At 58.5% G+C, this 24309-nt stretch carries 28 protein-coding genes; 12 read left to right on the top strand and 16 right to left on the bottom strand.

Annotation, left to right across the window (positions count from 1 at the left end):
• Positions 1-10: 10 nt before the first annotated feature.
• The 8 genes from GOW48_RS10125 to GOW48_RS10090 form a co-directional block, all read right to left on the bottom strand.
• Complete coding sequence (locus GOW48_RS10125) at positions 11-1045, bottom strand: threonine aldolase family protein (protein WP_170753403.1); 1035 nt, start codon at positions 1043-1045, stop codon at positions 11-13.
• Positions 1045-1518 carry a YcgN family cysteine cluster protein gene (locus GOW48_RS10120; protein ID WP_170753401.1) on the bottom strand — a complete coding sequence of 158 codons (474 nt, stop codon included), beginning with the start codon at positions 1516-1518 and terminating at the stop codon, positions 1045-1047. Before GOW48_RS10120 ends, GOW48_RS10125 begins: the two co-directional genes overlap by 1 nt.
• Positions 1515-2447, bottom strand: a complete 933-nt coding sequence (locus tag GOW48_RS10115; protein ID WP_170753399.1) for a bifunctional riboflavin kinase/FAD synthetase — start codon at positions 2445-2447, stop codon at positions 1515-1517. The genes GOW48_RS10120 and GOW48_RS10115 overlap by 4 nt, the downstream gene beginning before the upstream one ends.
• A gap of 47 nt (positions 2448-2494) precedes the next feature.
• Complete coding sequence (locus tag GOW48_RS10110; protein ID WP_170352332.1) at positions 2495-2938, bottom strand: MaoC family dehydratase; 444 nt, start codon at positions 2936-2938, stop codon at positions 2495-2497.
• Positions 2939-3038: 100 nt separating this feature from the next.
• Positions 3039-3914: a TIGR01459 family HAD-type hydrolase gene (locus GOW48_RS10105; protein ID WP_170753396.1), complete on the bottom strand. Its 876-nt coding sequence runs from the start codon at positions 3912-3914 to the stop codon at positions 3039-3041.
• Between the two features lie 106 nt (positions 3915-4020).
• A complete protein-coding gene (locus GOW48_RS10100) occupies positions 4021-5097 on the bottom strand; it encodes a DUF389 domain-containing protein (RefSeq protein WP_170753394.1) in 1077 nt (358 codons plus the stop codon).
• A gap of 131 nt (positions 5098-5228) precedes the next feature.
• A complete protein-coding gene (locus tag GOW48_RS10095) occupies positions 5229-6149 on the bottom strand; it encodes a manganese-dependent inorganic pyrophosphatase (protein WP_170753393.1) in 921 nt (306 codons plus the stop codon).
• Between the two features lie 100 nt (positions 6150-6249).
• On the bottom strand, positions 6250-7230 hold the full coding sequence (locus GOW48_RS10090) for a TraB/GumN family protein (RefSeq protein WP_170753391.1): 981 nt from the start codon (positions 7228-7230) through the stop codon (positions 6250-6252).
• A gap of 137 nt (positions 7231-7367) precedes the next feature.
• Here GOW48_RS10090 and GOW48_RS10085 point away from each other — a divergent pair, with 137 nt between their 5' ends.
• The 6 genes from GOW48_RS10085 to GOW48_RS10060 all read left to right on the top strand — a co-directional run bounded on the left by GOW48_RS10085 (position 7368) and on the right by GOW48_RS10060 (position 13167).
• Complete coding sequence (locus GOW48_RS10085) at positions 7368-8042, top strand: DUF2161 domain-containing phosphodiesterase (RefSeq protein WP_170753389.1); 675 nt, start codon at positions 7368-7370, stop codon at positions 8040-8042.
• A gap of 152 nt (positions 8043-8194) precedes the next feature.
• On the top strand, positions 8195-8482 hold the full coding sequence (groES, locus tag GOW48_RS10080; protein WP_170352338.1) for a co-chaperone GroES: 288 nt from the start codon (positions 8195-8197) through the stop codon (positions 8480-8482).
• A gap of 57 nt (positions 8483-8539) precedes the next feature.
• Positions 8540-10180, top strand: a complete 1641-nt coding sequence (gene groL, locus GOW48_RS10075; RefSeq protein WP_170753387.1) for a chaperonin GroEL — start codon at positions 8540-8542, stop codon at positions 10178-10180.
• A gap of 184 nt (positions 10181-10364) precedes the next feature.
• The gene (locus GOW48_RS10070) at positions 10365-11207 is read left to right on the top strand and encodes a DMT family transporter (RefSeq protein ID WP_170753385.1); all 843 of its coding nucleotides are present in this window, start codon (positions 10365-10367) and stop codon (positions 11205-11207) included.
• Between the two features lie 38 nt (positions 11208-11245).
• Positions 11246-12019, top strand: coding sequence for an alpha/beta fold hydrolase (locus tag GOW48_RS10065; protein WP_170753383.1), 774 nt, complete (start codon positions 11246-11248; stop codon positions 12017-12019).
• Positions 12016-13167, top strand: coding sequence for an alpha-D-ribose 1-methylphosphonate 5-triphosphate diphosphatase (locus tag GOW48_RS10060; RefSeq protein WP_170753381.1), 1152 nt, complete (start codon positions 12016-12018; stop codon positions 13165-13167). Before GOW48_RS10065 ends, GOW48_RS10060 begins: the two co-directional genes overlap by 4 nt.
• 60 nt (positions 13168-13227) lie before the next feature.
• Here the strand turns inward: GOW48_RS10060 and GOW48_RS10055 are convergent, their stop codons facing one another.
• From GOW48_RS10055 to GOW48_RS10040, 4 genes are all read right to left on the bottom strand, one after another.
• A complete protein-coding gene (locus tag GOW48_RS10055; protein WP_170753379.1) occupies positions 13228-14295 on the bottom strand; it encodes a 5-(carboxyamino)imidazole ribonucleotide synthase in 1068 nt (355 codons plus the stop codon).
• A gap of 3 nt (positions 14296-14298) precedes the next feature.
• The gene (locus GOW48_RS10050; RefSeq protein ID WP_170753377.1) at positions 14299-15054 is read right to left on the bottom strand and encodes an NAD(P)-binding domain-containing protein; all 756 of its coding nucleotides are present in this window, start codon (positions 15052-15054) and stop codon (positions 14299-14301) included.
• Entirely contained in the window at positions 15051-15536 is a 486-nt protein-coding gene (purE, locus tag GOW48_RS10045; RefSeq protein ID WP_170352345.1) for a 5-(carboxyamino)imidazole ribonucleotide mutase, read from the bottom strand. Before purE ends, GOW48_RS10050 begins: the two co-directional genes overlap by 4 nt.
• Positions 15537-15601: 65 nt before the next feature.
• Complete coding sequence (locus GOW48_RS10040; RefSeq protein WP_170352346.1) at positions 15602-15826, bottom strand: YdcH family protein; 225 nt, start codon at positions 15824-15826, stop codon at positions 15602-15604.
• Here GOW48_RS10040 and GOW48_RS10035 point away from each other — a divergent pair.
• From GOW48_RS10035 to GOW48_RS10015, 5 genes are all read left to right on the top strand, one after another.
• A complete protein-coding gene (locus tag GOW48_RS10035) occupies positions 15825-15971 on the top strand; it encodes a hypothetical protein (RefSeq protein ID WP_170352347.1) in 147 nt (48 codons plus the stop codon). The two genes, GOW48_RS10040 and GOW48_RS10035, sit on opposite strands and share 2 nt — an antisense overlap.
• A gap of 18 nt (positions 15972-15989) precedes the next feature.
• Entirely contained in the window at positions 15990-16403 is a 414-nt protein-coding gene (locus GOW48_RS10030; protein WP_058280036.1) for an Hsp20 family protein, read from the top strand.
• A gap of 5 nt (positions 16404-16408) precedes the next feature.
• Positions 16409-16633: a DUF1150 family protein gene (locus GOW48_RS10025; RefSeq protein ID WP_170352348.1), complete on the top strand. Its 225-nt coding sequence runs from the start codon at positions 16409-16411 to the stop codon at positions 16631-16633.
• A gap of 80 nt (positions 16634-16713) precedes the next feature.
• A complete protein-coding gene (locus tag GOW48_RS10020; RefSeq protein ID WP_170753375.1) occupies positions 16714-17598 on the top strand; it encodes a PhzF family phenazine biosynthesis protein in 885 nt (294 codons plus the stop codon).
• Complete coding sequence (locus GOW48_RS10015; RefSeq protein WP_170753373.1) at positions 17598-18458, top strand: hypothetical protein; 861 nt, start codon at positions 17598-17600, stop codon at positions 18456-18458. Before GOW48_RS10020 ends, GOW48_RS10015 begins: the two co-directional genes overlap by 1 nt.
• A 51-nt stretch (positions 18459-18509) precedes the next feature.
• On the opposite strand, the gene GOW48_RS10010 is transcribed toward GOW48_RS10015, so the two are convergent.
• The 4 genes from GOW48_RS10010 to trxB form a co-directional block, all read right to left on the bottom strand.
• Complete coding sequence (locus GOW48_RS10010; RefSeq protein WP_170753371.1) at positions 18510-20228, bottom strand: bifunctional sulfate adenylyltransferase/adenylylsulfate kinase; 1719 nt, start codon at positions 20226-20228, stop codon at positions 18510-18512.
• 217 nt (positions 20229-20445) lie between these two features.
• Complete coding sequence (locus tag GOW48_RS10005; RefSeq protein WP_170753369.1) at positions 20446-22116, bottom strand: adenylate/guanylate cyclase domain-containing protein; 1671 nt, start codon at positions 22114-22116, stop codon at positions 20446-20448.
• A 60-nt stretch (positions 22117-22176) separates the two neighbouring features.
• Positions 22177-22635, bottom strand: coding sequence for an RES family NAD+ phosphorylase (locus GOW48_RS10000; protein WP_170753367.1), 459 nt, complete (start codon positions 22633-22635; stop codon positions 22177-22179).
• 3 nt (positions 22636-22638) lie between these two features.
• Positions 22639-23580 (bottom strand): thioredoxin-disulfide reductase, encoded by a 942-nt coding sequence (trxB, locus tag GOW48_RS09995; protein ID WP_170753365.1) that lies wholly within the window; start codon positions 23578-23580, stop codon positions 22639-22641.
• Positions 23581-23807: 227 nt separating this feature from the next.
• Between trxB and GOW48_RS09990 the strand changes: the two genes are divergently transcribed.
• Positions 23808-24308 (top strand): Lrp/AsnC family transcriptional regulator, encoded by a 501-nt coding sequence (locus GOW48_RS09990; protein WP_170352355.1) that lies wholly within the window; start codon positions 23808-23810, stop codon positions 24306-24308.
• The last annotated feature ends 1 nt before the right edge of the window (position 24309 follow it).

Genomic DNA, 24309 nt, shown 5'->3' with positions numbered 1-24309 from the left:
AGTGCTGACCTTACAGTAGTGCGATAAACTGGTCGATCTGTTCAGGGCTGATCGACCAGTCGCAGACCAGACGACAAGCAAGCGGCTCTGCGTCATCGGCCCCGTCCAGCTCTCCGCCCCACAGATGATAGACTGCACCCGCGTCGTGCAATTGCTTGTGCCGCGCGCGCGAGAATTCGGCGAAGATCATGTTTGCCTGCGGTTGATGCAGGAAAGAGGCCCCCTTGGCCCGCAGCCCGTCAGCCAGACGTGCGCAATTGTCATTGGCCTGACGCGCCATCTGCAACCACAGATCATCCTGCAGATAGGCGGCCATCTGAGCCGACAAGTACCGGTGTTTCGAAAACAGATGCGCGCCACGTTTCCGGCGCAGCTCGAATTCCCAGGCTTTGGTCTCGTCGAAAAAGACGACCGCCTCGACCCCCATCAGTCCGTTCTTTGTGCCGCCAAAGCTGACCGCATCAACACCCGATTTCCATGTCATCTCGGCCGGAGAACAGTTCAGCGCGACCAACGCATTGGTGAACCGCGCACCGTCCAGATGCACTGGCAGGCCGTATTCCTTGGCAACACCGCACAGCGCCTGCAACTCTTCCAGCGAATAAACCGAACCTCGCTCGGTCACCTGCGTGATCGAGACTGGCCCGCGTTGCGGCCCATGCACACCGCGAGTTTCTTCGGCCAGAATGGTGCTGCGCAATGCGTCTGCCGTCATCTTGTCACCACCGGGCACCAGCGTCAGCTTGGCGCCGCTGTAGAATTCCGGGGCGTTGCACTCGTCCTCGTGAATATGCGCAACGGGGGAACAAAACACCGTGTCCCACGGGTTCGCCAGCGTCGACAAAGCCAGCGAATTTGCCGCCGTGCCTGTGGCCACCAGATAGACAGCTGCCCCCGGCGCTTCAAAGATACCACGGATACGGTCGCGCACCTCGTTCATCAGCGTGTCGGCCCCGTAGGCCATCTGATAGCCCTCATTCGCGGCGCTCAACGCGGCCATCACTTGCGGGTGAACCGGCCCGGAATTGTCAGAGGCGAAATACATCAGTTGGGCTCCTCGATGATATAGTCTTCCCACTCTTCCATGGGGGTTTCGAACTCGGACACCGTGCGGCCCTGAACCGAGACTCCGGCGGCATGTACGCTGTCTGGCGTACCAGATATCAAAGGGTGCCAGTCGTAAAGGGGCTTGCCTTCCCACAGCAGCCGATAGGCGCAGGTCTGGGGCAGCCAATAGGCGTGTTCGTCGATATTATCGGGCGTCATCACGATGCATTCCGGCACGAATTGGTGGCGGATGTCGTATTGGGTGCAGCGGCAGGTCTCATCGTCCAGCAAACGGCAGGCAACGCAGGTCAGGGCAACCTCGCCAGTGTCTTCGTCTTCCAGCTTGTTCAGACAGCACTTGCCGCAGCCGTCGCACAGCGCCTCCCACTCACGCTGGTTCATCTTGGTCAGCGGTTTGCGTTCCCAAAACCGGGCGGACAGGCCGTTGCGGTCAATCGGGTTGGAGGTCATAGCGCCGCCAGTAGCGCACGGGCCTTGTCGCAATCGGCATCCATCTGGATGATCAGCCCGTCCAAACCGTCAAAGGTCATCTCTGGGCGCAGGTATTCGACCAGACCGACCGAGAGCGTCGCGCCATAAAGATCGCCCGAGAAATCAAACAGGAACGTCTCGATATTGGGCACTTCGCCGTTGAACATCGGCCGCGTGCCAGCTGAGGCCGCACCGTGATAGCTGCCCTGATGCGGGCCATCCAGCACATCGACCAGAACTGCATAGACACCGAATTTGGGGGGGTGCAGCCCCTCGATCGACATGTTGGCGGTGGGATAACCCAGCTCGCGTCCGCGCTGTTCGCCGCCGATCACCTCGCCCTCGATCCGGTGCCAGTGGCCCAGCATTGCGGCGGCATCCCGCGGGCGGCCTTCGGACAGTGCAGTACGGATCGCGGTTGAGGACACGACGTTTTCCGACCGCTCCATCAACGGTGCGATGGTCACGCCAAAGCCCATCTGGGCCCCGAACCGAACCAGATCATCGGCGGTGCCGCTGCGGCCCTTGCCGAAACAGAAATCGGCCCCGACCACCACATGCGACAGCCCCAGCCCGTCGCAGATTACATTGCGTGCGAATTCTTCGGGCGTCAGCCCGGCCAGCGCCGCGTTAAAGGGTAATTCATAGAGCTTCTGAACTCCCAGCTTCTGCAAACGGTGCGCACGGGCATTGCCGCGCATCAGGCGAAAAGGGGGGCTGTCGGGTGCAAAATATTCCCGCGGATGTGGCTCGAAAGTCATCACACCCAGTGGCGCATCCGGCGCGGCGTTGCGCGCCAGCTCGATCACTGAACGGTGGCCGATATGAACGCCATCAAAGTTGCCGATGGCCACACTGGCACCACGGTCCTGAGGCTCGACAAACTGGAAATCCCGAATAATGCGCATAGCGCCTGCCTAGCGGGACTGCGAGGCAGGTTCAAGGGTTTGAGACGTCAGTCGAACTTGCGCGATGGTGCCAGCACCATGGCCTCGCCCATCAACACCTTTTTGCCGTCCACCGCACAGTGGCAATCCAGCTTGACCCGTCGCTTGGCAAAGTCGATGTCGATCACCTTGACCTCGGCGTAGACCATGTCACCGGGGCGAACGGGGGCCAGGAATTTCAGCGACTGCCCCATATAAACTGTGCCGTGGCCCGGCAGTTGTTCCCCGATCACGGCCGAGATCAGGCCGGCCGTCAACATCCCGTGGGCAATGCGCCCCTCAAAGATCGTGTCGCGGGCATAGTCGTCATCTAGATGCACGGGATTACGGTCGGTCGAGACCTGCGCGAACATTTCGATATCCTCGTCCGTCACCACTTTGCGCAGGTGGCGGGTCATGCCCATTTCGATGTCTTCAATACAGATCGTGCCGCGCGGAAGATTGTCCAACATGTCACCCTCACTGGATTTAAGCGGGCAACAAAAAAACCAAAGTCACCCAAGTTGGGTAACTTTATTACTTCGCAACTGCAGAAAATCAAGTCTTTTCTGACTAACGTAGCCGTCCGATCGTATAGGTGGGGTTGATGTTTTCCCTTGCGATATAATCGGTTAAGGACTCGTGGTGCGGGTGGTGCGACGTTTTGGTTTCCGCCGCAGCCAGTCCGCCTGAAATGAACAGAGAATCAATCCCCTCACCCATGCCCCCCAGAATGTCGGTATGTGGGCCGTCGCCGATGACCAGAATATCCCCATCCGGGATATCGTGACCCAGCTCCTGCAGACGCCGGCGCGCCAGATCATAGATCGGCGGATGCGGCTTGCCGAAGTAAAGGCTCTCGCCCCCCATCTCGGTATAGAGCTTGGCCAAAGCGCCCGCACACCATTCCCGAACCTCGCCCCGGTCGACCACGATATCTGGATTGGCGCAGAGAAGTTTCATGCCCTTCTGCTTGGCATAAAGGAAATCCGCGCGGTTGACGTCAGGGTCGGCCATTGGATCGAATGGTCCACAGCAGATAATCCCTTCGGCCTGATCCAGTGGCACACGCTCGATTTGAATTGGGTGGTGCAAAATCTTCAGTGGCTCGAAAAAGCCAGCATCGCGCGCCCATTCTCCCATGAAGTAAACTTTTTCGCCTACTGCGCCTCGAAACATAGCTGAGCGCGCCGAGTCTCCGCTTGTGGCGATCGTATCATATGCATCGTTGGGAACGTTGAATTGTTCCAGTTGCTCGGCCACCCCCGCGCGGGGCTTGGGCGAGTTGGTGACCAGAACAACAATGCCCCCTTTGGCGCGATAACCTTGAAGCGCTGCCACGGCTTCGGGATAGGCGGTTATGCCGTTATGCACACAGCCCCAGAGGTCGACAAACAGCGCTTTGTAGCGATCGGAGATTTCATCAAGTTTGTGAATAATCTGAGTCATTGAGCTGCCCCCGGGGGTCTGGAGTCGAAGTTGTGCCAGCTATGTCAAAGCTTCGGTCTTTTGACCATCCCAGCTGCAAATTTTCTGAATGAATAGCCGTATGCGATCAGTTGTCTTCACTGATTTCCTCGACGTCTGGTGCCTGTTGAACGTTTTCAGTGCCTAGAATGACCTGGGCGCCGATCCTGTTCTGAAAGCGAACGACAACCAGATAACCCGGCCCCAACTCGTTGCGCAGCACGTCGACTAGGGGGTTCTCGCGCAGGCTTTCCGGCAGGAGGCCTGCGATTGAAGACACCTTGAACGCGGCTTCAATTGGCAGGTCAACGATCAGCCAGATATCGGCTTGCTTGCGTTGAGCGTTGACGTCGACGCGAATAATCTCGACCGAGACTGGGTCAGCCCAATCGCGAATTGTCTGCGCCAATTGCGCTTCGGTCCGGGTTTCCAGATAGCGGTTATATGTCGACTTGCCCAATTGAATGACAACGAAGGTCAAGAACGCCAAGGTCACAACGACGCTGGCAGTAAAGTTCAGCTTGCGACGCCCCTTGCTGAAAACCACCGAACGAGCAGCGTACACGATGTAGACCGCGCAAGCCGATAGGATGATCGCCCCAAGGTTTGTTGCGAACAGCAAGCCGGCCTCATAAGCTTCAGCCGCTTCTTCAAAATACATCAATACCCCCGAGGCGGATAATGGGGGCACCAAAGACACGCCGATCGCAGCACCTGGCAGCAGGCTAACTTCTGATCGATTTATCTGCACATACGCTCCGGCGACGCCAGCCGCCAAGGCAACGATCAGATCTTCAGTTCCGGGATCGGTACGCGCCAGAACCTGATCTGGGATCAGAATTCCGCGGGGAACATCGGCGATATAGACAAGAAACCAGGCCAGAAAGACGCAGATAACTGCCGCCCCGCTTACAATCAGGGCAAGCTTAAACGCACGTCCCAGCCACCCCATGACCATCGAGGCAGCTATCCCCAGTATCGGTGTCATCAACGGTGCGACCAACATGGCGGCAATCACCACTGCGCCTGAATCGCGAAGCATCCCCATGGTCGCGATCACCACCGACAATGTCAAAAGCATCGCAAATCTGCGCCAGTAGGCCGCTCGGTCATGCCCTTCGAACCGAAGGATGTCCCTGGTGGTGCTGAATTTTCGTTTACTCATTCCTGCGACCAAGACCCAAGCAAGACTATCCGCACCAGACTATCAACGGATACGCTCTATGCAAAATCTTGTGTCTTAACGAAAAAAAGGCGCCCCGATACAGGCGCCTTTTGTTTGTGGTGCTACGAAGATCACACTTTGAGGTTGGGGATGATCTGCTTTTTCCGGCTCATGATTCCAGGCAGAACCACGGCGTCGCCGTTTACTGACGCACCAAAGCTCTTCTCGGCCACGTCTTTCACAAGGTCATTGGGCACAAGCAGGGTGGCTTCTTCGTTGAGGATGTCGACGACAAACAGCAATACCTGATCAACGCCGTCTTCCTTGGCTACGTCCACCATTGACGCGGCTAGGCTGGCTTTGCGGTCCAGAACGACGCCCGGAGCGGTGGTTTCTAGGACCGAGACGCGGAACTTGGTGCCGTCGACTTCGTATTCCTTGCTGTCCATGCGGATTAGTTCGGCGTCCGAGAACGAGGATACGTCCGATTTTGCCGCGAACATGTCAGCGGCATAGGCCGAGACATCCAGACCCAGCTCAGCCGCCAGTTTCTCGGCCACTGCGCGGTCATGCGCGGTGGTGGTAGGCGAGCGGAACTCCAGCGTGTCCGACAGGATGCAGGTCAACGCTGCGCCTTTGACGGCGTCGGGCATTTTGGCCGCGTCGTCGCCCATCAAGTCAACCATGATGGTCGCGGTGCAGGCCAGCGGGCGCACGGTGATGTCGATGGGGCCTTTGGTTTCCAGACCGCCAACCAGTTTGTGGTGGTCGATGATGGCGCGAATGTCGGCGCTGTTGACGCTGGCAGGCAGTTCGGCGGGGTTGTTGGTATCAACGATAACAACTGGCGCGTCCGCGTCTACGTCTGCGATGATGCGCGGCTTGGGCAGGTCCCAGCGCTGCAGCATAAAGGCGGCCTCGGTGTTGGGTTCACCCAGCAGCACGGGTTCGGCCTGTTCACCTTTGACTTCGTTCAGATACCACGACCAAAGGATTGGGGAGCCGGTGGAATCGGTGTCGGGGGATTTGTGTCCAAATACGAGGGTTGTCATGTCTGCGTCCTGAGGAAGGTAAATTTGCGCGCCTTATAGGGTGGTCCGACGCGCTTGTCACCCGCCCCTGCGTAAACTGCGACGAAGGGTAAATTTTGCCTTAGAACGGCGCGCGTTCCAAGGTGTAGCCAGCTTGTTGCAATTGGTTCAGAAGGCCGAATTCGTCAGCAAGATGCCCCGCGCCAACGGCGATGACTGCTGTTTGGTCCTGAATATTCAGAATATGCTGCATCCAGTTGTTGTTGCGCCCGACGAGCAGCTGATCTTCAAAGCTGCCCCATTCCTGGTCAAAGACATCTTGTGACAGGCCCGAAGTCTCGAGCCCCTGTAGGCGAGCAAAGTGAAGAATCTCGCCGTGTTTTTCCTCGATATAGGCGTTGACCATCGTGGCAAGCTGATCTTCGCTGCTTTCAAAGGCGCTGGCCATTCGCACCAGGGACTGAACCTGCTTTTCCAGCGGATGTTCATTGAACATCGCCATCAGGTCTTCGATTTCTTCCAGTGAGTACTGAGGTTTCCCGAGTTCAATGGCCAGATCAGTCAGGCGTGCATCCATGCCATAGCTGGCATCTTCGTCCTGGGTCATACATGGCGGGACACCCAACATCATGCTCAGGAACCATGGGCGCATTTTGGCGGCCATCCAGCCGGGGATGCCTCGATCGGCCAATCCGGTGGACAGGGCGGCCCAGTCTTCTTCAGACATCAGGTCAATCAGAGTTGGGCCCGAAGTTATCAGAACAGGGCTGAGGTCTTGGGCAAGCTGTTGCTCGAATCCGTCCATCTTGTCCTTGGTAACTTCGAAATAGAACGCGTCCGCGTCGGACAGGGCAGGGGCCAGACGTTCCATAACGGCATCCATGCGTGGATCATTCGTGTGCAGTGTTCCGATCATGTGCAGCACCGTATCGCCTTTGGTCGCGATCCAGTGGTTGCCTTCAGAAAACGGGGTGCCGCTTACCGCCTGATCAAGCTGCGCCCGCATGTCCGCAGAAAGATCCGGCCGAAGGTCTCGCCCTTCGCAGGCCGCATAGGCTGCCAAAGGAAAAAACGAAAAAGCAACAAAGAAAAAGAAACGCATCAGGATCATCCCGTATTAACTCGGTACGTATATGTGGCGCGACCTTGCCTTGGCCAAGTGTTGGGTTCAAGCAAGTTGACCAATTGGCGGCGTTTTCTGTGTCTGGCATTCCACAATAAATCACTTAGCATGGCGTCATGGACCGTGAGCAGGATCTCTATCCCCCCATAAAAGCGCTGTTGGAGCGTCAGGGTTATACCGTCAAGGGTGAAGTGGGCGCGGCCGATATCGTGGCTGTGCGCGCAGGTGATGAGCCTGTTATTGTCGAGCTGAAACTGCGGTTTACTCTGGCCTTGTTTCATCAGGCGGTGGCGCGTTTAAAAGTTACGGATCAGGTCTATCTGGGCGTGTGCAAGCCTACCGGGCGCAGTGCGCGTCGGGCACTGAAGGATAATCTGGCCATGTGTCGACGTTTGGGGCTGGGCTTGATCACCGTTCGCGCGGATGGGGCAGTCGAGGTGCAATGTGATCCGGGTCCTTATGCCCCGCGCAGGAACAAAGCCAAAGCGGCGCGACTGCTGCGCGAGTTTGATCGGTTGGAGGGTGACCCAAATGCGGGCGGGGCTACGCGGCATGGGATTGTCACTGCCTATCGTCAGGATGCGCTGAAATGTGCCGCTCATCTGGTGGAATGCGGAGCTACCAAAGGAGCTGAGGTTGCCAAGGCAACCGGTGTGACCACCGCCACCCGCCTAATGCGAGAGAACCATTACGGCTGGTTTGAAAAGGTCGACAAGGGTGTTTACGCCCTGACCGATGCCGGACAAGAGGGTCTGAAACACTGGGCTTACAGTTGGGAGCAGCCCGAATAGCGACTGCTTTTCAAAAAATCCTTCACGGCTTGTTGACTCGGGGAATTGCACCCCCTAGCTATGCGTCGTTATCACTCGACAAGCATGAGTGCTAACGCCCCGCCAATCGGCGAGGGGAGGATTAACAACTTTGAGCCCAAGGAGCTGCAAAGATGGCATTGAAACCGCTTCATGACCGCGTGCTGGTTCGCCGTACCGAAAGCGAAGAAAAAACCGCAGGCGGCCTGATCATTCCTGACAGTGCAAAAGAAAAGCCCAGCGAAGGCGAAGTCGTCGCAACCGGCGAAGGCGCACGCAAGGACAGCGGCGAGCTGATCGCAATGGCTGTGAAAGCTGGCGACAAGATCCTGTTCGGCAAATGGTCGGGCACCGAGGTTCAGGTCGACGGCGAAGAGCTGCTGATGATGAAAGAAAGCGACATCATGGGGATCATCGAGTAAGGCCCTCGCGCTTCACTCTGATCTTCATCTACAACTAATTTCTCAAGGAGAAACGACATGGCTGCAAAGGACGTCAAGTTCGACACCGATGCCCGTAACCGGATGCTGGCAGGCGTAAACATCCTGGCCGACGCGGTTAAAGTGACCCTGGGCCCCAAAGGCCGCAACGTGGTTCTGGATAAATCCTTCGGCGCACCGCGCATCACCAAAGACGGTGTTTCGGTTGCCAAGGAAATCGAACTGGAAGACAAGTTCGAAAACATGGGCGCGCAGATGGTGAAAGAAGTCGCCAGCCGCACCAATGACGAAGCCGGTGACGGCACCACCACCGCAACCGTTCTGGCCCAAGCCATCGTGCGCGAAGGTCTCAAGCAGGTTGCTGCTGGCCTGAACCCGATGGACCTGAAGCGCGGCATCGACCTGGCGACCGCCAAGGTTGTTGAAGGCATCAAAGACGCCTCGCGCGAAGTCAAAGACTCGGCAGAAGTTGCTCAGGTTGGCACCATCTCGGCCAACGGCGAAGCCGAAATCGGCCAGCAGATCGCAGACGCGATGCAGAAGGTTGGCAACGAAGGCGTTATCACCGTAGAAGAAAACAAAGGTCTGGAAACCGAGACCGATGTTGTCGAGGGTATGCAGTTCGACCGTGGCTACCTGTCGCCTTACTTCGTCACCAACGCAGACAAGATGATCGCAGAACTCGACGACTGCATGATCCTGCTGCACGAAAAGAAACTGTCCTCGCTGCAGCCGATGGTTCCGCTGCTGGAGCAGGTGATCCAATCGCAGAAGCCGCTGCTGATCATTGCCGAAGACGTTGAAGGCGAAGCGCTGGCAACTCTGGTTGTCAACAAACTGCGCGGCGGCCTGAAAATTGCTGCTGTCAAAGCACCGGGCTTCGGCGATCGTCGCAAAGCCATGCTGCAGGACATCGCAATCCTGACCGGCGGTCAGGTCATCAGCGAAGATCTGGGCATGAAGCTCGAGTCCGTCACCATGGACATGCTGGGCACCGCCAAGAAAATCGAAATCACCAAAGACGAAACCACCATCGTCGACGGTGCAGGCGAAAAAGCCGAGATCGAAGCACGTGTTGCTCAGATCCGCACTCAGATCGAAGAAACTTCGTCGGACTACGACCGTGAGAAGCTGCAAGAGCGCGTTGCCAAACTGGCAGGCGGTGTTGCTGTTATCCGTGTCGGCGGCATGACCGAAGTTGAAGTGAAAGAACGTAAGGACCGTGTGGACGATGCGCTGAACGCGACCCGCGCTGCTGTGCAGGAAGGCGTTGTCGTCGGCGGTGGTGTTGCTCTGGTTCAGGCCGGCAAAGCACTGGAAACTCTGGAAGGTGCAAACGCTGACCAGAACGCAGGCATCAACATCGTTCGCAAAGCAATCGAAGCGCCGCTGCGCCAGATCGCTGAGAACGCAGGTGTTGACGGTGCGGTCGTTGCGGGCAAAGTCCGTGAATCCGGCGATGTATCGTTCGGCTTCAACGCGCAGACCGAAGAATATGGCGACATGTTCTCGTTCGGCGTGATTGACCCGGCCAAAGTTGTCCGTACTGCACTGGAAGATGCAGCATCGGTTGCTGGCCTGCTGGTCACTACCGAAGCAATGGTTGCCGACAAGCCCCAGAAAGACGCACCCGCTGCAGGCGGCATGCCCGACATGGGCGGCATGGGCGGCATGATGTAAGCACGTCGAATTCGCCTCGGCGAATTTTGACGAGCCCGAAAGGCGCCTGGCTAATAGGCCAAGCTGCCGGAAGGGAAGCCGCAGGGCTTAGGAATGGGGTCGCCTTTGGGCGGCCCCGTTTCGTTTCAATCCTCGCGCCAGATTGTGAATGTGCAAACGGCCCTAAACCCATTATGCGGTTGTTATGAAACTGTTCCTGTTGACGGCCCTAACCATGGTTGCCTTTGCGGCCAACTCGATTCTCAACCGGCTTGCCATCGACAGCGGGGCAAGCGATCCGGCCGGATTTGCCACTGTGCGCGTACTGGCCGGGGCGTTGGTTCTGGCCGCGCTTGTTTCCCTCAAAGGGGGACGTCTGCCGCTTCGGAATATGCGGCGGATCGCAGGGGCAGGATCATTGTCATTATATATGATCGGGTTTTCGATTGCCTATCTGACGCTGGATGCGGGGTTGGGCGCGTTGATCCTTTTTGGTGTCGTGCAGATCACGATGTTTGCCGTGACCTCTGTTACCGGGGCCCTGCCTACCGTGCGCCAGATCGCTGGCGCGGTGATCGCGCTGGCAGGATTGGCCTGGGTGCTTTGGCCCACAGATCAGGTGCAGGTCAGCCCGGTTGGCGCGACGCTGATGACAGCCGCCGGGATCGGGTGGGCGATCTATTCGCTGGTCGGTCGGTCCGAGCCGGATGCTCTGGCCGGGACTGCGGCGAATTTCGTGGTCGCTCTGCCGGTGACGGCGTTGGCCTTGCTGAACGTTGGGGGCGATTGGCAGATGACTGGCTCGGGATATGTGCTGGCGGCTGTGTCGGGCGGTGTCACCTCGGGGATGGGCTATGCGCTGTGGTACCGCGTATTGCCGCAACTGGCCCCGACCACGGCGGCGGTGGTGCAGTTGAGCGTGCCGATCATTGCCATTTTGGGCGGTGCGGTTCTGTTGGGTGAGGTCGCCAGCTTGCGCCTGATCTTTGGTGCGGCACTTGTGCTGGGCGGTATCGCGCTGGCTGTTCTGCGCCTGAAACCGCGCTAGGGGTTTCATCACTCGCGCTTAGGGCTTATCTGGCCGCTATGAGAGTTCTGCTGACCTTAATTCTGTTCCTTCTGCCAGTTGCGACCCAAGCGAAATGCGTAGTGCTTTTGCACGGGCTTGCGCGGACCGAGGCGTCTTTTACCGTAATGGATCAGCTGTTCAAGGCGCATGGTTATACGGTTGTGCGACCGGGCTACCCCTCGACCGACTTGCCAATCCCGGACCTTGCGAATCAGACCCTGCCGGATGCGTTCGCGGCTTGTGGCGAGGATACGGTCAACGTGGTGGCTCATTCGATGGGCGGCATCCTGCTGCGCTATTGGCTGCAGGACAACATGCCCGAAAATCTGGGCCGCGTGGTCATGCTGGGCCCGCCCAACCAGGGCAGCCAATTGGTGGACGAACTTAGCGCCTATGAGGTGTTCGGCATGTTGAACGGCCCCGCCGGCCTTGCGCTGGGCACCGGCCCCGAGGGCCTTCCGCGCATGTTGCCGCCGGTGGATTTTGAATTGGGCGTGATTGCGGGCAAAGACACACTGAACCCACTGTTTTCCTCGATGATTGATGGGCCGGATGACGGTAAGGTTTCGGTCGAAAGCACCAAGGTCGCGGGCATGAAGGACCATATCGTCCTGCCAGTGACCCACACTTTTATGATGAACAACCCGCGCGTCATGGCACAGGCGCTGCACTTCATCGAATTCGGCCAGTTTGACCCTCAGATCACGTGGCTGGACGGGGTGCAGGATATCATCGACGAGATCTGCATCGGGCAGGATTGCTCCGAACCCGAGTCGGAGCGTTCCGAATGAGCACATTGAACCTGACCCTGACCGGCGCAGAGGTTCTGCTGCCGGAGAATGGCCTGATTCCGACCGACCTGTTCTTGGCGGACGGTGTGATACAGGCGGATGCCACCGGGCGCCCTATTGATCTGTCCGGCTATCTGGTGCTGCCGGGCATCATCGACCTGCACGGCGACGGGTTCGAACGCCACATCGCCCCGCGCCGGGGTGCGATGAAACAGATGGACGAAGGGCTCCTCTCGGTCGAGGCCGAACTGGCCGCCAACGGCATCACCACCGCCGTTCTGGCGCAGTTCTACAGTTGGGAGGGCGGCGTGCGCGGCCCAGCATTCGCGGGTCAGGTGTTTGATGCAATTGCCGCGGTTAAAGGCCGTGTGGTGACCGACCTGGTTCCCCAACTTCGGTTCGAGACGCATATGCTGTACGACTACGCCGGTCTGCCCGAAAAGATCGCCGCTTGGCAGGTGCCCTATGTGGTGTTCAATGACCACCTGCCGCATGACCGTCTGGCCGAGGGGCGCAAGCCACCGCGCCTGACCGGACAGGCGCTGAAAGCCGGGCGCAACCCTGACAAACACTTCGAGATGCTGCTGTCCATGCATGCCCGTAGCGCCGAGGTGCCCCCGGCGCTTGACGACCTGTGCGCGGTGCTGACGGGGCAGGGCGTACGCATGGGCAGCCATGATGACGCCACATCCCAAACCCGCGCCGATTGGCGCGCGCGTGGGGCACACATTTCTGAATTCCCCGAAACGCTCGAGGCCGCCGAGGCCGCACACTCCACAGGCGGCCATATCGTTCTGGGCTCGCCCAACGTGGTGCGCGGCGGATCGCATAAGGGCAATGTCAGCGCGCTGGACCTGATCACGATGGGGCTGTGCGACGCGCTGGCCTCGGACTATCACTACCCAAGCCCGCGCCGCGCCGCGCTGATGTTAGCCAAATCCGGCTTGATGGATTTGGCCGGGGCATGGGCGCTGGTCTCTACAGGCCCCGCGCGTGTGCTGGGCCTAACCGACCGGGGCACGTTGGCCCCAGGAAAGCGCGCCGACCTGACCATTCTGGACAAATCCACCCATCGGGTCGCCGCCACAATGGCCGGGGGCCGGATCAGCTATATGACCGGGGATATCGCGGCCCGGTTCTTCAACTGATCCGCGCTTCATCTGGCTAAAAATACCTCCGCCGGAGGCATCGCGCGTCCGCGCGATTTCTCAGCGCACGATACGGTTGAAGTGCCCCATCTTACGACCAGCCTTAACCTCGGCCTTGCCATAAAGATGCAGTGCCACGTCTCGTTCCTGCGCCAGCTCAGGCACACGGGTCATGTCGTCACCGATCAGGTTCTCCATCACCACATCCGAATGCCGCTGACCGTCGCCCAAAGGCCACCCGGCCACCGCGCGGATATGCTGCTCGAACTGATCCACCGCGCAGCCATTCTGCGTCCAGTGGCCCGAATTATGCACGCGCGGCGCGATCTCATTCACAATCAGGACCTGCGGCGTCACGAACAGCTCAACCCCCATCACGCCCACATAGTCCAGTGCGTTCAGGATATTGGCTGCCAACAGCACCGCATCCGTGCGTTGCGCCGGGCGCAGGCGAGCGGGCACCGTCGTCGTGTGCAGGATGCCATCGCGATGCACATTCTCGCCGGGGTCAAAGCAGGCGACCTGCCCATCCAACCCGCGCGCCGCGATGATCGAGACTTCGTGGCTGAACTCCACAAACCCTTCCAGGATCGCAGGGGCGCCCGCCATATCGGCCAAGGCGGTCTCGGCATCCCCGGGTGCGCGCAGCCGGGCTTGCCCTTTGCCATCATACCCAAAGCGGCGGGTTTTCAGGATTGCAGGCGTGTCGATCTGATCAATCGCGGCCTTCAGGCTGTCGAGATCGGTGATATCTGCGAAAGGCGCGGTTTGCAGGCCCAGCCCTTGCAGAAAATTCTTCTCGGTCAGGCGGTCCTGACTGACCCGCAGCGCCTCACGCCCCGGACGGATCGGGCGATGCGCCTCAAGCAGGTCCAGCGCTTCGGTCGGAATGTTTTCAAACTCATAGGTGATGACATCGACGGACTCGGCGAAGGCGCGCAGGGCGTCGACATCGTCATAGGCTGCCGTGGTCACCCGGTCGGCCACCTGACCGGCGGGCGGGTTGGCACCGGGTTCAAAGATATGGGTCACAAACCCCAGTCGAGCCGCCGCGACGGACAGCATCCGCCCCAGCTGTCCACCACCGAGGATGCCAATCGTGTTGCCGGGTGCAAGCATGTCGGTCATTGTTCAGGTCTCCAACCGTTTGCCGATTGCCGTCAGGGCGTCGCGTAGCGCCTTGTGGGCCTTGTCCGTTTGCAATGCCTGCGTCATCTGCAAGCTCAGAGTTCCGTCTGTTGCCAGCGCATCGCGTTCTGCAGCAAGCCGACCCGCCCGATCCTTTTCCGTGGACGCAAGAAATCCTGCTATCAACTGGGTCGTATAGAACTCGGCTCCGTCAGCGTCACCAGTCTGTTCGGCTAGCCATTTCGAGCCGGTTGCCAACAAGTCCAGAACACCGGGAACCATCGCGCAGATCGCAAAATGGGCATTTAGCGAGGCTTCATTTGCGACTTTAACAACCGGGTTCTCGGGTGAGACCAGATTGGCCAACAACTGATCATTTCCAAAAGCTGCCATGGGGCAGCCGCCGTTTTCCAAAAAGCCCAGAGGGATTGTTTGCACGAAATCCTCCGCCGGAGTGCAAAGCGATCTGAGGTCCGCTTCGGACACCGACGCCATAACCGATACGATCCGATGATCGGGGCGAAAGCTCAGAGGTTCGAGCACATCAAGCGCGGCTTGAGGCCGAAGGCACAGAAACACGACGTCGGATTGGTCGATCACTGATTGCGGGTCGCCGACGGTTGCGTTGATGTCGACCTTCAGCGCTGCCGACACGGTGGCGTTACGCTCGGTCACATAAATCTCATGCCCCTTGCGTGCCAGCAACCGTGCAATCGGCGCTGCTATATGGCCAGTTCCAATGAACCCGACGCGGCTCATCCTTGCGGTTCTTCCGGGATCGAGGCTGACAGGGCATCGCGCCACGCGTCCAGACGGCCCGCCAAAGCGTCATCCTGCAGTGCCAGAATACCGGCTGCCATCAGGCCCGCATTGGCCCCACCGGCGGCGCCAATCGCCATGGTTGCCACCGGAAACCCTTTGGGCATCTGGACGATGGAATAAAGCGAATCGACCCCCGACAGCGCCCGCGTCTGCACCGGAACACCGATCACGGGCACGCGGGTTTTCGAGGCCATCATGCCAGGCAGATGTGCTGCCCCTCCGGCACCGGCGATGATCACATGCAGACCACGCGATACGGCGGTCTTGCCATAGTCCCACAACCGGTCAGGGGTGCGGTGGGCGGACACGATGCGCTTTTCATAGGCTATGCCCAATTCGTCCAGAATATTGGCGGCTTCTTTCATCGTGGGCCAGTCCGACTGGCTGCCCATGATGATCCCCACTTTCACGTCGCTCATCCGCTTATGTCCCTGCCTTCTGAGAGAGCGCGCACTATAGCCAAATCCGCATTCGAGGCAATGTGTCAGGCGATGATATCGGGGGTCAGGCGGTCTTCGATCAGACGGATGATGTCTTTCAGCCGCAATTTCTGCTTTTTCAAACGCTTGATGGTCAGTTGGTCGGCCGTACCGGTGCCTTGAAGTGCCTCAATCGCTTCGTCCAGATCACGGTGCTGACGGCGAAAAACCTCCAGCTCGACCCGCAGAACGTCATCAGTTTTCATCGAAAGATCGGTGGGGGCGTTCATGGTCGACTCAGTGGTTATTGTGGTGCTTGTCACACAAGATAGTGTGTCAGGGTTTATCCTGCCAGACCTTGTGGACATCTGGCTACATTCCCATATTCTATTCTACGCGGTTGCCAGAACGGGGCCGCACCACACGTCGCTTTGACAATAAAGGACGAAATACGTGTCTAAACTTACCTTGGGCTCATACCCGCATCTTTTGGGGTTCGAGCAACTGGAACGCCTTTTGGAACGGTCTGCAAAGGCCGGAAATGAAGGATATCCGCCCTACAATATCGAACAGACCTCGGACTTTTCCTATCGGATCACGCTGGCCGTGGCCGGGTTTGCCGAGCAGGATCTGTCGATCACCATCGAGGATCGCCAACTGGTGATCCGGGGCCGTCAACGCGACGACAGCGAGGGGCGCATATTCCTGCATCGCGGCATCGCGGCGCGTCAATTCCAGCGCATGTTCGTGCTGGCCGACGGAGTCGAGGTGGGCGAGGCGATCATGGAAAATGGTCTGCTGCATGTGGATCTGACCCGCGCCGTGCCCGAAACCGTGGTGCAAACGATCAACATAAGAAAGGGGTAAGAGCAATGAATACACCGATTGAACTGAACGCCGAGGGCGACCGGATCGTCTATGTCAAAACGGTTGAAGTCGCCGATTTGCCAGAAGAAATGCGCGAGCAGGCAGGCGATCTGGATCAGATATATGCCGTCCATGATTCGGATGGGCAACGGCTGGCTTTGGTCGCCGACCGTAAGCTGGCCTTCAACCTCGCGCGCGAGCATGACTTCTCGCCGGTGGCCGTGCACTGACACGGCCCTTTGGGCGTTTTCCTCGTGACATCCGACGCTGACCGGGCGAGATATGCCTTGTAAAGCAAAGGGTCCGAGGAATGAGCTGGTTTGATTTTGACTGGGTAGATGCCTTTACCAATCGCGCCTTTGGGGGCAATGGGTGCGCAGTCGTGCATGGCGGCGCTGGTTTGTCGGATGCAATCTGCATGGCCTATGTGCAAGAGACGTCTTTGGTCGAATGCACCTTTACCGGGCCTTCTGACGTGGCTGATATCCGGGTTCGCTACTTTCTGGCCAGCCGCGAGATCCCCTTTGCCGGGCACCCAACCATTGCGACCGTGGCCGCCATGCGGTCACGCGGGATGATTGACGGCGACAGCCTGACGCTTGAGACGGGCGCGGGCCTCGTCGATATCCGCCTGAACGGTGACGAGATCGAGATGACTCAGGTCGCACCGCAATTTGGCGCCGAGGTGCCGGCTGATTTGGTGGCCTCCGCGATCGGCCTGTCCGCAGATGCCATCACTTCACCGCCGCAATTCGTGTCTACCGGCTTGCCGTTCTGCATCACCGTCCTGCGTGATCACGCGGCGCTGCGGGCGGCGAAACTGGCCGAGGGACCGCTGCGTGAGGTCGCGGCTATGGCTGGGTTCTCGGGTTCGGATATGGCCGAGCCGTTTCTGGTTACGCTGCAAGGCGCGACCGAAGGCGGGGACACGTTTTCGCGCTTGTTGCTGGCACCGCCCAGCCCGCCCGAGGACCCCTTTACCGGGTCCGCCACCGGTGCGATGGCGGCCTATCTGTGGAAGCACGGTCTGATGGAGAAAGACAGCTTTGTTGCCGAACAAGGCCATGACATGGGCCGCCCGGGTCAGGCCACCGTTACGCGTGTTGGCCCGCCGGAGGCAATGACCGGTATCAAGGTGGCCGGGAGCGGCCATGTGCTGATGCGTGGGCAGGTCAATCTGCCGGAGGGAAATTGATGTCTGAGCCCGCAATTGCGATTCTGCCCTATGGGCACCGGTTGGGGCCGAAGCTGAGCTCGGTTCTCCTCAGCGATCTGATCTGGCCCGAGGGTTGCCCGGATCGTCTGACTGGCAAAACTGTCGGGGATCTTGAACCAACCGATCACCTGATCATGTATCCCAATTCCACCGTGCATCTGCGGTTGCGTCGGGGTACCCGCGCGCAGATTTCGCTGATGATGGGGGAACCCTCGGCCATCCACGCAAAACACGACCGGATGCTGCGCTGGACATGGCGTCGGTTCTTTCGTGTGCTGACCTTCCATGACGTCCTGCTGCAAGGCATCCCGAATGCGGTCTTTCTGCCCTATGGCGTCACCATTGTGCCGGACTGGCAGAAGTTGTCCGTCGAAAAGATCAAGTCCTGTTCGTTGATCGCCTCGGCCAAGCGCGATCTGGAAGGTCACCAATTGCGTCATGCGGTCATCGACTGGGTGCGCGAGACGGGCGCGGATGTCGATATCATGGGTCGTGGTTATATGCCGTTTGACCAGAAATCCGACGGGCTGGCCCCGTATCGCTATTCTGTGGTGATCGAGAATGTGCGGGAACGGAATTATTTCTCAGAAAAACTGACGGATGCGATCCTGTGCGCCACTGTTCCGATCTATTGGGGCTGCCCGAATATCGGGGATTTCTTCGACACATCCGGCATGATCCTGTGCGAATCCGAGGTCGATATTCACCGCGCCATTCAAACGGCCTCACCCGAGGACTACGCTGCGCGCCTATCGCATCTACAGGCGATCCAGCCCAAGGCGGCTGAATACGGTGATTTCGAAGCCCGCGCCGTTGCGGCCATTCGCGCCGAGCTCTAATCACAAAAAAGGCCCCCGCAGCGCGAGGGCCTGTTTCATGTGGCGGTCAGCTTAAGTCGCCGCGATCAGACCCATACTTTCAAGCTTGAGCAGCACCTGATGGGCGCAGTTGTCGACCTCGACATTCTCGGTCTCGACGCTCAGCTCCGGGTTCTGGGGCACATCATAAGGGTCCGAGATGCCAGTGAATTCCTTGATCTTGCCTTCACGCGCAAGCTTATACAGGCCCTTGCGGTCACGGCGCTCGCATTCTTCGATGCTGGTCGCGACATGGACTTCGCAGAAGGCACCGAATTGCTCGATCTCTTCGCGAACGGCACGACGGGTGGTTGCGTAGGGCGCGATTGGGGCACAAATGGCGATGCCGCCGTTCTTGGTGATTTCCGACGCCACATAGCCGATGCGACGGATGTTCAGGTCGCGGTGTTCCTTCGAGAAACCGAGTTCCGACGACAGGTTCTTACGAACGATATCACCATCCAGAAGGGTCACGGGGCGGCCGCCCATCTCCATCAGCTTGACCATAAGCGCGTTGGCGATAGTCGATTTGCCGGAACCCGAGAAGCCGGTAAAGAACACGGTAAAGCCCTGCTGGCTGCGCGGTGGCTTGGTCTTGCGCAACTCGGCCACAACCTCGGGGAAGCTGAACCATTCGGGGATTTCCAGACCTTCGGCCAGACGGCGGCGCAGTTCGGTGCCCGAGATGTTCAGGATGGTGACGTCATCCTTGTCCGCGATTTCGTCATTGGGTTCGTATTGGGCGCGTTCCTGCACATAGACCATGTGTTTGAAGTCGACCATCTCGACTCCGATCTCGTCCTGGAACTGGCGGAACAGGTCCTGCGCGTCATAGGGGCCATAGAAATCTTCACCGGCCGAGTTCTTGCCGGGGCCCGCGTGGTCGCGGCCCACGATGAAGTGGGTGCAGCCGTGATTGGCGCGGATCAGCCCGTGCCAGACCGCCTCGCGGGGGCCTGCCATCCGCATGGCCAGATTCAGCAGCGACATCGAGGTGGTCGAGGCCGGATACTTGTCCAGAACAGCCTCATAACAGCGCACGCGGGTAAAGTGGTCGACGTCGCCGGGCTTAGTCATGCCGACAACCGGATGGATCAGCAGGTTGGCTTGGGCTTCCTTGGCAGCGCGGAAGGTCAGCTCCTGATGGGCGCGGTGCAGCGGGTTACGGGTTTGGAACGCAACGATGCGGCGCCAGCCCAGCTTGCGGAAATAGGCGCGCAACTCGTTCGGGGTGTCGCGGCGGGCGCGGAAATCATAGTGGACGGGTTGCTGGATGCCGACCACAGGTCCACCCAGATACACCTTGCCTGCGGTGTTGTGCAGATAATTCACGGCTGGATGCGCGTCGTCATCCGCGCCGAATACCTTTTCAGCCTCGCGGGATTTGTTCGGGGTCCAGCGGTCGGTCACGGTCATGGTGCCGAGGATGACGCCTTCCTGATCACGCAGGGCGATGTCCTGACCCAGCTCGATTGATTGGGCGAAGTCTTCGCTGACGTCCAGCGTGATGGGCATCGGCCACAGGGTACCGTCGGCCAGACGCATGTTTTCAACGACGTTGTCGTAATCGGCTTCGGACAGGAAACCCTTAAGCGGGTTGAACCCGCCGTTCATCAGCAGTTCAAGGTCACAGATCTGGCGCGGGCTCAGGTCCCAACTGGTCAGGTCAGCGGCTTCTACTTTCAGCTTCTGCGCCGAGTCGTAGGAGACATAGAGTTCTGGGATAGGGGCCAGATTGCTTAACATCGTCATCGGAATACTCTTGCGTAAGGGCAGTTTTGCCCGTGTTTCATAGGTGTTTAAGGGGCGTTTGCCCCGATGATCAGGTGAAGTCCATATACATTCATGAAACAAAGGACGATATGCGCGGTTTTCGCTCGGATTGGAAGAATTTTCCACATTCAAATGCAAATGCCGACTGTGGTTCTTCGAATTGTCGGGAATTGGGCAAGTTCTAGGCTATGTGTTCCTAAGCAGCTATCCTAAGCGCCAGCAAGGTGGCGTTCCTTACCGGTAACGCAGGAATTGGGCGGGAAACCCCCCTTAGTTTGAAAGACTGTAGCCCCGTTTGGTCGCCATCGTATCCGGCCGCGTGCAGAAGGTCCTCTGAAACCAAAAGCTCGACGCCCAGAGTTTTGGTCTCTGCCTCTAACCGGCTGGCAACGTTGACCGCGTCTCCGATGATAGTACGGGTCGCTGTTCCGGCGGCACCGATTTCACCCAGAACCAGATCACCCAGATGCAACCCCATGCCTATGCGAATATGCGAGCTGCCTTCTGCGTTGAGTTGCTTGTTGAATCGTTCCAGTGCGCGGCTGACATCGGCTGCGGCCATCAAACCAGCACGGGCGGAACTTGCGGGGTCGGCGGTTTCGAACACGGCCAAAAGACCATCGCCCATGTATTTGTCGACCACCCCACCTTCAGCGGTGATCGCAGGAACGATCGCATCAAAAAAACGGTTCAGAAGGAAGACAATATCATAGGGCAGCTGTCCCGTTGTGCGCGACGTAAACCCACGCATGTCCAGAAACAGAACGGCAAGCTGACGTTCCTGGCCTTGGCTGGCATGTGCGCGGTTTCGAAGGCCATCAGGACGAAACATTCGAAAGGCCGTAATCGGCTGAGTCGGGCGGATTTGGCAAGCCAGCCGCGCGCCTTTGGGCGCCCGGACTGCGGCAAGGCTGCGGGCTTCAACTTCGCTTGGAGCCGGAAGCTCTGCCGCACCGTCTTCGACAATGACTCGGCACGTGGTGCAGCGGCCTTTGCCACCGCACAGGGCCGTATGTGGGATGCCATTGGCTTGCGATATCTCAAGCAGGGTCATGCCTTTTTCAGCGACGACCTCTGGTCCTTCGACATATGTAACGCGGACCGAATGTCTGCGCCGTAGAAGTTTGCGTCCCGCAAACACGGCCAACGAAACACCCAGAGCGATCCAAAAGGCCAATAGCGCATTGTCCTTGACGCTAAACAGAGCCTGAAATTCTTCGGGCGACGGCCAATTGTAATGCTCGATATATTGGTCGCGCAGAAACGGGTCGCCGAAATCGGCCCAAATCCGCCGCCCTTCTGTCAATAATCCCGCCATCGCAAATGACGGGACGAACACGGCCAATCCGATCAGATAGGGGACTGTTTTGGGCCACCATTTGGTCAACCGCAGCCACATATGAAGACCAATGCAGCTGTGCACCCAAACGACCAGCAAGAGCATGCTTTGCATCCAGATCGCCGAGCTGGGCCACATCAGCGCGATGATGTATCCCATCTCGTCGTTCACGTTGAACACCTCGTGCGCGTAACGTGTATGAACGATATGCGCGATCAGTTGCAGCGGGATCAGCAATCCCAGAACAATCTGCAATGCCATGCTCAGCGGCATTTTTAGTGTTTTGCGTTGACTGATCGAATAGAGCGCCAGGCCCGAGTGAATGAACAAAGCAGCATAGAGCAAGGCGCTGCCGATGTCGTGACGGGTGACAGCGTGGCGGCCGTCTTGCATTCCGTGCAGGTAATCGGTGTGGAACAGGCCCAAGCCGATATTGATGAAGTGCAGGAATGCAAACGCGAAAAGGATCAGGCCACTGCCAATCCTCAGCCGGGTTATCCACCCGCCTTGCCACAATACGCTCTTCACTTCAGGTCACCTGTGAATTCTTGCCTTGTACCCCGAGTCTGATACGGGCGCGCGGGAGGGTCAAGAATAAGCAGGCACCCATGTTTCTGACGGGGCATCGACGCAAATAAGCCGGGCACTGGTACGGAACAGAACCACATGGCTGAGCTGGGGCCGTGATCGAGAGCTATAGATCATGCCATCGGCACCTAAAGCTCGGGCCTTGTCCGAGAATTTCCAGGTTGGAGAACGCCCGCAGGCCTTTGCAATGTCTTGCCAAACGATGGATGCTTCGGGTTGACCTCTGAAGTCGACAAGACGTGCCTCTGTGATCCTTGCACGTTGCAGGATTCGCGGTGGGTCATCGCGCGATACATAGCGACGTATCGCGACTTCGGCCCCTTCGGCGCTGAGAGATGCGTAAAGCGCGGTCTGTCCTGCATAGTGAAAACGCCCCTCTGGCGCCCGCGCGGGGGCCAAAGGGGCGTCTGAATGTGTTCGAAACAGAATTCTCCAGACCGGGCCGGAGAATTCTATCATTGGCTAGTCCTGCTCCGCCAGGAACCGCTCGGCATCCAGCGCTGCCATGCAGCCCATACCAGCGCTGGTAACGGCCTGACGATAGATGTGGTCAGTCAAGTCACCGGCGGCGAATACGCCAGGTATGGAAGTCTCGGTCGAACCCGGCTTGGTCACGACATAGCCACCCATGTGGGTTTCAAGCGTGTCCTTGACCAGCTCGTTTGCAGGGGCGTGACCGATGGCTACAAACACCCCCTTACAGGGAATCTCAGAGATTTCACCGGTTTTCACGTTCTTGACGCGCACGCCCTCAACGCCCAAAGGCGCATCGGTGCCAAGCACTTCATCCAGCTCGTGGAACCAAAGCGGTTCAATCTTTTCGTTTTTCATCAGGCGGTCCTGCAGGATTTTCTCGGCCCGCAGTTCGTCACGACGGTGGATCAGGGTGACCTTGCTGGCAAAATTCGTCAGAAACAGAGCTTCTTCCACGGCCGTGTTGCCGCCGCCAATGACAACGATTTCCTGTCCACGATAGAAGAACCCATCGCAGGTGGCACAGGCCGAGACACCAAAGCCTTTGAACTTGTCCTCGGACGGCAGCCCAAGCCATTTTGCGCGTGCGCCGGTCGCCAGAATAACCGCATCAGCTGTATAGGTCGTGCCACTGTCGCCTTTGGCAGTGAAGGGGCGTTTGCTGACGTCCAGATCGCTGATGATGTCACCGATGATCTCACATCCCATTGCCTTAGCATGGTCCTGCATACGAACCATCAGGTCGGGGCCTTGAACCTCTGTGTCGCCGGGCCAGTTCTCGACCTCTGTGGTGGTGGTCAACTGACCGCCGGGTTCAATGCCCTGTACCAGAATCGGTTCCAGCATTGCGCGGCTGGCATAAACGCCCGCCGTGTATCCGGCGGGCCCCGATCCTATGATCAGAACCTTGGTGTGTTTCGTTTCGGCCATGGTACCCCCAACTCGATCTGCCTGATGTGGGCGCGTGGCCCCTTGGCGACTGGATATAGCGACCCGGTGGCGGTGCTTAAAGCCCCTTCCTGACAGAGAACCGCTATGCGTCACGCGAATGGCGCCCATAAATAGGGCGTTTAAAATAAAGAATATTGCGCTAACGCGAAAGATTATTGCGCATCTTCTGGGTGCTGATATAACAACCGAAAAATCAGGAGCATTTTATGGTCGCGACACGGCTGGATGAGATTGACCGCAAAATTCTGGCGGAATTGCAGGCAGACGGTCGAATGACCAATGTCGAACTTGCGAAACGTGTCGGCATTTCTGCGCCTCCGTGTTTGCGGCGTGTTCGTACGCTTGAGGAATCCGGCCTGATCCGCGGTTACCACGCCGAAGTGAACGCGCGAGAGCTGGGATTTGAGGTTCAGGTCTTTGCCAGCGTTGGTTTGGAAAGTCAGGCCGAGACCGAACTGAGCGCCTTCGAAGAGCGGTGCCGCGACTGGCCCTTGGTCCGCGAATGCCACATGCTGAATGGCGAGGTTGATTTCATCCTGAAATGCGTCGCCCCTGACCTTAGCAGTTTTCAGCGGTTCCTGACCGGCGATTTGCTGACCACCCCAAATGTGGCCAGTGTTAAGACATCGCTTGTGATTCGAGGCGCTAAGGACGAGCCCGGTGTGCCGTTCGATGTTCTGGAAGAACGCATGAACCGGATGGCCTGAA

The organism is Ruegeria lacuscaerulensis (assembly GCF_013033355.1).
Classification (GTDB): domain Bacteria; phylum Pseudomonadota; class Alphaproteobacteria; order Rhodobacterales; family Rhodobacteraceae; genus Ruegeria; species Ruegeria lacuscaerulensis_A.
This window is presented reverse-complemented; position numbering and strand designations above follow the sequence as displayed.